Source organism: Parendozoicomonas sp. Alg238-R29, from assembly GCF_947331445.1.
Lineage (GTDB): Bacteria > Pseudomonadota > Gammaproteobacteria > Pseudomonadales > Endozoicomonadaceae > Sansalvadorimonas.
In genome coordinates, this window is record NZ_CAMZOG010000058.1 from 22,284 (window position 1) to 31,578 (window position 9,295).

The following is a 9,295-nucleotide window of genomic DNA, read 5'->3' on the forward strand; positions in this document are numbered from 1 at the left end:
GAGTGTGCTGCACTAAGGCCGTTCTAAGGTGTTTGCGGGCGACAGTTTGAAGGCAGAACCGCTGCATATTCGAATCCGTGAGTGTCATCTTCCTGACACTGCCAGACGATATTCTCACCAGTTTGAAGCGGGATGAGCCACAGAATGCCGTTACTGCTGGTAGCTTGATCATCGTCGCCGCCAAACCAAATCTCCAGGCGACCATCACTTTCCCACTTTATTTTTCTGACGCTGAATGGCGTAATCTTACTCTCATCCGTTTCTTCCCGATAGGTCATGTCAACAGTGGGAAACTCGTTATGCACAGCGTAATATTCAATAAGCTCAGCCTTGGGGCCTGCTGTGAGCATGAGCCCTTCTGCCACCTTGGTTCGGCTGGTGTAGTCCTGATAGGCAACAAGTCCGAACATTGCAGTAAGGCTGAGAATTGCTGCTGCAATTAATATTTCCAGAAGTGTGATACCGTCCATCCGGTCTATCTTGCCCATATTGGGTACCAATCCTTGGTAATCTTTGTTTTTATTTAAGTCTATATTTCCTGCTTCGGGTGGCTATGGAATGACTTTATTTGCAGGGCTGGACATGACTGGAAGGCAATAACTCTAAAAACAAAGCGATAATAAAGAACCACCTGATTACCACTGTAAATCAGCCAGCTTAAACAGCCTTTCTGGCATCAGGCACGTACGGGCTGCCATGTAGCCAAGCCTTGAGACCATTGCCCCCTATCGAACCGACGATTAAACCGATAACAAAACTCCGCGAGGCGGCGTGGTAATCAGGAAGAACTATGTCTGCATTTGATTTTGTTTTTGTTGGTAATGGTTCAGCAGGCTGTATATCCGTGGTGACTGTAAAGACTACGAAAACTGGACGCCTTCCGGTAACCCCGAGTGGGCTTTTGACGATCCGCTGCCTTACTTCAAACGGAGCGTGAATCAGGAGCGTGATGCCAGCGAATAGCACGGCGTTGGCGGTTCGCTGAATGTGAGTGATGCTCCTACCGTACCCTTTTGGGGTAGCCTCTATTCACCACCATTCTCTGCACATGCTTTCCTGTTGTCTATGCTCTACCGCCAGAAAAAACAACCGGGAATTGGTGTGAATAGATTGAGGACATTCTGGCTTTATGCATTGCTCTTTATTTATCTGCCTGCAACAGCGCAAGATATACTCATTGTTCATTTGTCTACCAATCAGGAAGGCGACAGCCATGAGATTTATATCTTCCCTGTTTATCACACGGAAAGTCACGAACCAGGAGTTCCGAAGCCCCTGTGGGAAAAATCTGAGCTTGATTTTCTTAACATCCCCTCTGTCATATTTGATAAGGACTCAAGCCTTTATATAGTTTCAGGATTACCCGCCCCTCAACAAAAGGTGACAGAGCACCCACTGCTGTCGCCAGACAATAATAACTCCGACGGCTATAGCGTAACAGCTTGGCCAATAGGTGATGCAAGCACATTGGAGTTCGATACAATATTCTCAGGAGCACATGATAGCAACGAAACCGGTATCACACTTAGAGGTTTTTCCTACCTGACACCCACCATAGAGTACATGCTAAACCATGCTCTCCCACCAACAGTTTTCTTCAAAGTCATTCGACTCATGGAAAGATCTTTGGAGGTCGTTACCCAACAAACTTACCCCGAGAGAGTTGATGCTAATCTAAGCGATTACGCGAATGGTTCCATGGAGGCGGGGTATTTAATGAGCGGCCATTACCCTGCTCCCAATGGTACAAAAGTCACCATCAACATTGACCAGAATGGGTTGATTTATATCGAAGCTCCCCAACAGGTATTTCGTTCAGATCTTCATTCTCCGCCAGAACCTATAATAGGAAATGAGTCACCGCCTGTCATAAGTACACTCCCCCCACCAGCAGGCTTCTCACCCTTTCCAGCGCCAGCAGTAGTCACTCTTTCACCTCAGCCCAAATCATTACCTGATTCTGATTCAGCACGCGCCTCCAGTAGCAACCGACAGGAAGTTTATTGCAAATGCCGGAAGTCAAAATGCCTGAAACATTATTGCAGCTGCTTTTCGCAAGGAAACATATGTAATAAAAACTGTAAGTGCAACAACTGCAAGAATCACTCAAACCATGTAGCTCAACGCCTTCCTGTTATAAAAACACTTGGGGTAAAACTATTCGACGATAAATTGGAGACTCTGCCAGGTGGCACAGTGGCGCATAGTGAGTGTTATGCACGAAGGGCGAATCGCACAGACAGGCGTCATCCTCAATCCAATACATGCTGTAATACAAACCAGGCACTCCTCGCATTCGCCAATGGAGACGCGCCCACAACATCCACGCTCACTCGAACGAAAATAAGCCACCAACTTCACCAACAGGAACCAGGGGGCAGTTCGCAAGTGAGTCGGACAGACAGTAACAACAATCGAGCCCTGACTCTAGCACTCCTCCTGCTGGAACGCACGAACCGCCAAAAGCACTAGGGCGCTCTCAATTAGGCATCGATAAAAGTTAGCTGTTAGAGGCCACCAGAATAAATAGCACCAGGCTGGCAACACCAACGCAAAGACCAGAGAACTTATACCAGATTTCTCGTTGCAACTTATGGGTAACAACCGCTTCCATGAAAAAGCCCTCGTTGAGATAACATTGCTTGGATGCTTCCTGTCTCCTGACAGCCTGTTTAACAGAAACAGAAGCTGAGACAACTTATCTGAACAGATATCTCCAGACGGACAGATATTCTGTACTTTATAAGCCGTTTTACGGTGATATCCGAGAAATACCAAATGGGCAGACAACCCTCTTTCATCTCGACTTTCACAACACTCATCGGCCAATAGCAAAATCCGCGAGACATTAATGGCTACGCCGATATCATGGCCAATTTCCGCCATTCCATGCTCCATTAGCCATAAAGGAGAACAGCGGAACCTTTTCTACCAAGATACTGCAACAGTCAGGCCAAAATTAAAAATAGCGAAAACGTACAGAAAACAGAACATCCCTAAAAACACTTGCACCCTTTTTGAACAACCATCTGGAAAGCCGCTCACAACTGGCGCAATATACTTTCTACTATTCATGTCCGATTTTTGCCAGTGCATCACACTTCGACCCTTTAATATTTGCACCATGAGCACAAACTTTGAGCAATGTTACCAAGCACTGAAAAGCCGGGATCGCAGATTTGACAGCCAGTTTTTCGTAGGCGTCAGCAGTACCGGAGTTTACTGTCGGCCAATATGTCCGGCACGGCTGCCCAAACCAGAGAACTGCACTTTCTTCAGTACGGCCGCAGCAGCAGAGCAGACTGGCCTGCGGCCCTGTAAACGTTGCCGCCCAGAGCTGGCCCGATGTTTTTCCAGACCAGGATTTAGGTATTATCAAAGCCATGGGCACCAAACACCGAAAAACCATTCTGGATACGCCGAGTGTTGGCGGCCATGGCGAGCTTATGCGGTACTCCATCTCTGGCATCACCCTTTGAATCAACCTCTTCTGTCTACCGAAAGTGAGAAAAAGATATGATTTTTACCAAATTCAATTCCGCTTTTGGAACCACCTTTGCAGCTGCCGACAATGGCAAACTCTGCCATCTGTGGTTTCCCGGTCAGAAACATGAACCTGATTCTTCCAGTTGGGCCGAAAAGAATGACGAACCAGTGTTTACCCTGTTGAAGCAGCAATTGCAGGAGTACGCAGAAGGTCAACGACAAACATTCCAGCTGCCTCTGAACCCTCGCGGTACGGACTTTCAGAAAAGCGTTTGGGAAGCTTTGCTGAACATTTCTTTTGGCGAACACAGTTCTTATGGCGTACTCGCCAAACAGTTGGGAAAACCCAAAGCTTCCCGGGCAGTGGGCGCGGCGGTTGGTAAAAATCCCATTGGCATTATTATTCCCTGTCACCGGGTGCTGGGAAGCACGGGTAAACTTACAGGTTTTGCTGCAGGCTTGGAGATGAAGGCGCAACTACTGGCTGTTGAGGGCGTGCTTGAGCCAGAACAGCAGGCTCTGTGCCTGTAAGAGCTGAGACAGCTGTTCGTTCCCGGCTATGGAGCCATTTCAGGAACTCTTTCACCGGTAAGGCTATGGATCTTTTGACTCTATCCGGATGCATACACAGCCACAATAAAGAGAGCTATTACCTGCAGTGTTGAGCCTCTGTCTCAGTAGACACCTGGATTATGACAAAGCCTGGGATCTGACTACGACTCTGTGCCGCCCTCTTCTGGGACTGTTACTGCTGGACTGGCTATTTCGCAAGATGAACATGCCAGCATTGCTGACAGCTCCGGTGAAAGGTTCTTCGACGAATAGAAACTAGCGCACAACAAACTGTTCAAACATATCACCGGCTTTGTTGAACAGCCTGTTTTGCAGAAGAGGTTCCAGCTCGGCATTTTCAAGATCGCCGTTATAGCAATTTTGAATCCGGCATTTCTGCACTGCAAAGTTCTGCACACCTTTCTCGTAGAGTTTTTGCAGCAGCTTTTCAAAACGTTCCGGGGTGATCAGGTTCCAGTTGACCATGGTGCGCACTTCGCATGGCAGTTGCCAAGCCACTCTGCAGCAATGGCTCACCAGCCAAATAACTATGATGAGGACAAATTGAAAACAGCCTTGAGAATTTTGTCCTGCCCAAACGGTATCCGCTTACCATCACGTTTGAGTATGTTGGCTGGCAGGTTTCACTCCCCCTGAGAAATACTCATGCCCATAAATTCTGTTCTTTGTTATGTATTTAATAAGGAACAGTGTGGGGAGATCGGTGGCAAGGCTTATTGATTTTTGTCACGGCTGAATCAAAAACCCAAAAGAAAAAGGTGCACCCGCCCTATAGCCGATACGCCCTGTTACTGAAGTGCCAAATTTACCGAGTCGTAATTCCCAGCAAGTCCAGCGCTGAAACGATACCCAGCAAAGTCTTACCTTCGGTCACCAGTACCCGGTGAATGTGGCCTTTAACCATAGCATCGGCCACTTCCGCCAAAGGCATTTGGGGATCTACCCGAAACACAACAGGAGTCATGATATCGGTCACCATCACCACCTGATCAATAGATTCGTGGAAGGTACGCATCTCTTCACGGGACAGCGCGCAGTCCAGCAATCCTTTTTCAAAACTCTCATCCCTTGAATTCAAATCCAGAATACCGCTACCGGTCTGACGAACAATATCGGTGACACTCACCATTCCACACAACTCGCCGGATTCGTCCACCACCGGTGCGCCGGAAATATCGTGATCAGTCAAAAAGGTTGCCAGGCGCTCCATTGTCCAATCCAGAGGCACTGTTTCCACATGGGGTGTCATAACATCAGCGGCAATCATGGAAGCCCATGGAGAAAGAGGAGTCACAGGCTTAGGGAGGGCAGCATCAAATTCTGTGTGCATGGCGGTGATCCCTGCGGTTATTCGATTAAAACCGGGAACAAGCATGACACCTCATCGTGTTAACTACAGTCGACAATTCCTGTCAGGAGTCTAGTTATTTTCCCGTATCTGTGAGACCAGTATGCACCAAACGACACTGGCTTTATTGACACACATCAATAAAGCCAGTGGCACAAACGTTTGCGCAAACAAAAGCTGTCAAACTGTGGAGTCTTCTCCAATACGACTGGCAATGGCGCTCTTTTGGCCTTTGTATTTAGCATTAACCCGCTTGTTGTAAGGCTTCATGGCTGGGCTGCTCAGGGTTTCAAAGTTAATGGCGCCAATCTGCATACCAGGGCGTAAAGCCAATGGCAATTTGCCACCATTAAAGAATTCCAGAACAATTTGCCCGCTCCAGCCTGGATCAATCCGGTGAGCGGTTACATGCACCATCAGCCCTAAACGAGCCAGAGAAGAGCGACCATCCAGCCAGCCGACAATATCATCGGGCAGAGTGACAGACTCCCGGGTCACCGCCAACGCCAGCTCTCCGGGGTGCAGGAAGAAGGCATCATCCTTTTCCAACACAATCTCCGTGCTCATGATGGAGTTGAGAGTTCGCTCGATATCTTCCCGGTTACCGGAAAGGTCTACGTAAGGCGCAACATGGTCGTTAAACACCCGAAAGCTATTTCCCAGGCTTAAATCCAAACTCACGCCACTGATATGGTCATCATCCGGGCGTGGATCAACCTCAATCCTGCCGCTGTCCAGCGCGGCAATAATATCGCGATCACTCAGTCGCATAACTCACCTTATTGTTACTGATGCGTCCGTCCCTTGGGACTTAGTCATCAGAAATAGTGATTGTAGGAATTGGAGCCGCCTGTCGGTTCAAAACTGCCAGCAAAGCTGCGGTACGACGAGCCGTGTCACGGTACAACATGGCTTCTGCTGAATCACCTTCTGCTGGGCCACTATACGCGACAACGGTTGGCATACCCGCGTCCGCATGCTGACGAATAGACAGAGACAAAGGCAAAGCCCCTAACAGTTCAGTACGGTATTCATCGGCCATACGGCTGCCGCCGCCTTCACCAAACAGATGCTCAGCGTGACCACAATTCGTGCACACATGTACAGCCATATTTTCAACAACACCCAGTACCGGCACGCTGACTTTACTGAACATCTCGATACCTTTGCGGGCATCCAGCAACGCCAGATCCTGAGGCGTAGTCACAATCACACTGCCAGCCAATGGTGCCTTCTGGGAAAGAGTCAGCTGAATATCACCAGTACCAGGAGGCATGTCCACCACCAGATAATCCAACTCTCCCCATAAGGTTTGGTTTAAAAGCTGTAATAACGCGCCGCTGGCCATAGGGCCACGCCAAACCATAGGGGTTTGTTCCGTCACCAGATACGCCATGCTGTTGGATTTCAGACCATGGGCATCGATAGGTACAAAAAACTGCTTGCCATCAACTTCATCAACTCCCGGGCGCTGATCTTCTTCCACACCCAGCATTTTTCCGATACTTGGGCCGTAAATATCGGCATCCAGAATACCCACTTTGGCGCCATCTGCGACCAGAGCCAAAGCCAGGTTCACCGATGTCGTGGATTTGCCCACACCGCCCTTGCCAGAAGCCACTGCAATAATGTTTTTTACTTTTTTCAGCCCCACCTCTTCACTGATACGGGGAGCGGAAGGAATACGGGTTATGAACTTAACAGCGACTTTATTGACTGCTTCATACTGCAGTAACTCATCTGTAATAAGCTGCTCAAGCTGACTATGACCACCATAACAGGGATACATCATCCCCAGCTCAATGGTGGCCTCACCATTAGTCACATCTACGCTATCAACTTCCGTCACCTGCAGCAGGCTGTCTTTCAGCCAGGGGTCCTGCAGGTTACGCAGAATACCTTCAACCGTTTCTTTAGAAACCGGCCCTTGGAAATACACTGTCATTGTCGTTCTACTTCCTAATGCGTACTTAACGCCAACTGCCTGTGCCAAACTCGATTACTGGAGTCTGACTTACAATTCTTTCATTGCCCGGAGAAACTCATCACGGCCACCATCGGGATTAATACCGTGTTTGTCCATGTCGTCCCTCAGTTTACGTTCTGCGAAAGCCTGAGACTCCTGCACAACATCTCTACGATTAGGGTTTGCCAGCCCCTTCAGAATCTCGGCTTCCAGATCTTCGCCCGCCATAATGCGTTCGCAAAGAATATTGTAATTACGCTCAAAAACCGGGAAAGCAACCTGCTGGGGCTCCCCTTCCAGCAAAGACCAGCCAGTCTCCTTGGCGGCAAGATAAACAGCCACATGGGACCACAACCCATCACGAGTCCGGTTTCTTGCGTTACAGGCCTCATAATAGGCCTGCAAAGGTTCCTGCAACCCCAACTCACCAAAACGCAATTTACACAGTTGGCGAATATCTGCCAGATCAGGGAAAAACCGGGCTGTATCAATAGCTTTACGGGCCGCACGCAGAATACGGCGAGGTGGATAGCTTTTCAGAGACTGCAGCCAAACACGCTTTGATGCGTCAACGGCCTGATTGTCTGGAAAAGCTCTGCGATATTTAAGAGGGAATGCCCCTTCCAGCAGGGTAAAGACGGCATTTATCGCGTCAATATGATCCTGCCCCGGTGGCTGGTTAGACTGGGATTGCTGCTGTCCACCTCGTGGCGGCTCAGTCGTCAAAGTCGAGGAGTGGCCCGTTCGCCCAGCTCCTGTCTGTAAGTTTCTCTTCTGTTGATCGAGGAGAGTTCGTGCGTCCTTCACTCTGTTCCCTCCGCCATTGGTAAATGACGTGTTTTACAAACCGGTAGTCCCATGCTTTTCGAGCCTCACCAGTACTCAGCCAGTACATTTTAAAGTCTTCCAGCTGCTTTTGCGCATAATCCAGGGGTATACCATCATTCTGCAGCAGTTTCTGGTAGCACCAGGCTGGCGGATTATAATCGCCGGCAAGCGGCGTAGCACGAGCCTGAGTTGTTACTGCCGTGCCACGGTGTCGGGACAGTATATTATTCTTTGCAGGCTGAGAGCGACCGGTCAATTCAGCCATGGCCTGATCTGGATTAATCTGTTCTGCCGAATAGGTATTCTGATACTGTTGCTGGGCCCGCTGCTGTTGAATCTGTTGTTTTTCGGTCTGTTGCTGCTGAAATTGTTGGCGTTGAGCCTGCTCATGTTGCCGTTTCAGGCTCTCCAGCTTACCCCGAGCCGATTCCAGCTGCATTTGCTGGTGGCGCTGCTCATCCTGTTTTTGAATCAGCAGCTTTTGTTGTTCGCGGGCAGTATCACGCAAAGCTTTTAATTGCTTTTCCTGTTCAGCAATCAGATTTCGACTCTGCTCAAGACTCGCGGCAGCCGATTGCACGGCGGTGTTTACCTCAGCACATTGTTGTTCAATGTCTCTCACCCGCTGCTGTGCTGGCGCAAGGTCAGGTACAAAAGACTGGTGCGAAGAATCCTGAAGTTCAGTTCCCTGGAATTCCGTTCCCTTAAATGTAGGGCTACGGGGCATGACCTCCGGCTCAAATGTTTGAGCAGACTCCTGCGCGGGAGGACGTTCAGATTCGAGCATAATTTCAAACAAGCCCTTACCTTCACGATTCATCCTGCGTTGCAGATTGTCAGAATCTCGGTCACCCATAAACATTCCTGAATACGCACCACTCTTGAGTTTGTCTGATGAAGCGGTAAAGAAAAGGACTGATCTTCAGGGGTTCCCAATGACCAGTGAAAAAATACAGACGGTTATCCTTTAGTCTACTGCGGGAGGGGGATGTTCGGCCACCAGTATTTACATCATTAACCCGATGTGTGAGTTTTTCTGGGGGCATGACCACCGTCTAATATTTTTGTGCAAACAAATTTCACCAGACGGAAAC

General features: G+C 49.0%; 9 protein-coding genes. 2 read left to right on the forward strand and 7 right to left on the reverse strand.

Annotation, left to right across the window (positions count from 1 at the left end):
- Positions 1–23: 23 nt before the first annotated feature.
- Positions 24–488, reverse strand: a complete 465-nt coding sequence (locus tag QMA35_RS14325) for a pilin (protein ID WP_281647841.1) — start codon at positions 486–488, stop codon at positions 24–26.
- Positions 489–3,124: 2,636 nt separating this feature from the next.
- Here QMA35_RS14325 and QMA35_RS14330 point away from each other — a divergent pair.
- Complete coding sequence (locus QMA35_RS14330; RefSeq protein ID WP_281647842.1) at positions 3,125–3,520, forward strand: Ada metal-binding domain-containing protein; 396 nt, start codon at positions 3,125–3,127, stop codon at positions 3,518–3,520.
- Positions 3,517–4,017, forward strand: coding sequence for a methylated-DNA--[protein]-cysteine S-methyltransferase (locus QMA35_RS14335; RefSeq protein ID WP_281647843.1), 501 nt, complete (start codon positions 3,517–3,519; stop codon positions 4,015–4,017). The genes QMA35_RS14330 and QMA35_RS14335 overlap by 4 nt, the downstream gene beginning before the upstream one ends.
- 297 nt (positions 4,018–4,314) lie before the next feature.
- Here QMA35_RS14335 and QMA35_RS14340 read toward each other — a convergent pair whose 3' ends face one another.
- The 6 genes from QMA35_RS14340 to QMA35_RS14365 form a co-directional block, all read right to left on the reverse strand.
- A complete protein-coding gene (locus QMA35_RS14340; protein WP_281647844.1) occupies positions 4,315–4,524 on the reverse strand; it encodes a hypothetical protein in 210 nt (69 codons plus the stop codon).
- A gap of 340 nt (positions 4,525–4,864) precedes the next feature.
- Positions 4,865–5,389, reverse strand: coding sequence for a CBS domain-containing protein (locus QMA35_RS14345; RefSeq protein ID WP_281647845.1), 525 nt, complete (start codon positions 5,387–5,389; stop codon positions 4,865–4,867).
- A gap of 198 nt (positions 5,390–5,587) precedes the next feature.
- Positions 5,588–6,178: a dCTP deaminase gene (dcd, locus tag QMA35_RS14350; RefSeq protein WP_281647846.1), complete on the reverse strand. Its 591-nt coding sequence runs from the start codon at positions 6,176–6,178 to the stop codon at positions 5,588–5,590.
- A gap of 40 nt (positions 6,179–6,218) precedes the next feature.
- A complete protein-coding gene (apbC, locus tag QMA35_RS14355) occupies positions 6,219–7,352 on the reverse strand; it encodes an iron-sulfur cluster carrier protein ApbC (protein ID WP_281647847.1) in 1,134 nt (377 codons plus the stop codon).
- A 69-nt stretch (positions 7,353–7,421) separates the two neighbouring features.
- Entirely contained in the window at positions 7,422–8,099 is a 678-nt protein-coding gene (locus QMA35_RS14360) for a replication protein P (protein WP_281647848.1), read from the reverse strand.
- Complete coding sequence (locus tag QMA35_RS14365; RefSeq protein ID WP_281647849.1) at positions 8,089–9,057, reverse strand: DnaT-like ssDNA-binding domain-containing protein; 969 nt, start codon at positions 9,055–9,057, stop codon at positions 8,089–8,091. The genes QMA35_RS14360 and QMA35_RS14365 overlap by 11 nt, the downstream gene beginning before the upstream one ends.
- Positions 9,058–9,295: the final 238 nt, after the last annotated feature.

Excerpts from the sequence above, each read along its gene's own strand:
- QMA35_RS14325 (WP_281647841.1), bottom strand. The coding sequence starts at position 488 with ATGGGCAAGATAGACCGGATGGACGGTATCACACTTCTGGAAATATTA.
- QMA35_RS14330 (WP_281647842.1), top strand. The coding sequence starts at position 3,125 with ATGAGCACAAACTTTGAGCAATGTTACCAAGCACTGAAAAGCCGGGAT.
- QMA35_RS14335 (WP_281647843.1), top strand. The coding sequence starts at position 3,517 with ATGATTTTTACCAAATTCAATTCCGCTTTTGGAACCACCTTTGCAGCT.
- QMA35_RS14340 (WP_281647844.1), bottom strand. The coding sequence starts at position 4,524 with ATGGTCAACTGGAACCTGATCACCCCGGAACGTTTTGAAAAGCTGCTG.
- QMA35_RS14345 (WP_281647845.1), bottom strand. The coding sequence starts at position 5,389 with ATGCACACAGAATTTGATGCTGCCCTCCCTAAGCCTGTGACTCCTCTT.
- dcd (WP_281647846.1), bottom strand. The coding sequence starts at position 6,178 with ATGCGACTGAGTGATCGCGATATTATTGCCGCGCTGGACAGCGGCAGG.
- apbC (WP_281647847.1), bottom strand. The coding sequence starts at position 7,352 with ATGACAGTGTATTTCCAAGGGCCGGTTTCTAAAGAAACGGTTGAAGGT.
- QMA35_RS14365 (WP_281647849.1), bottom strand. The coding sequence starts at position 9,057 with ATGGGTGACCGAGATTCTGACAATCTGCAACGCAGGATGAATCGTGAA.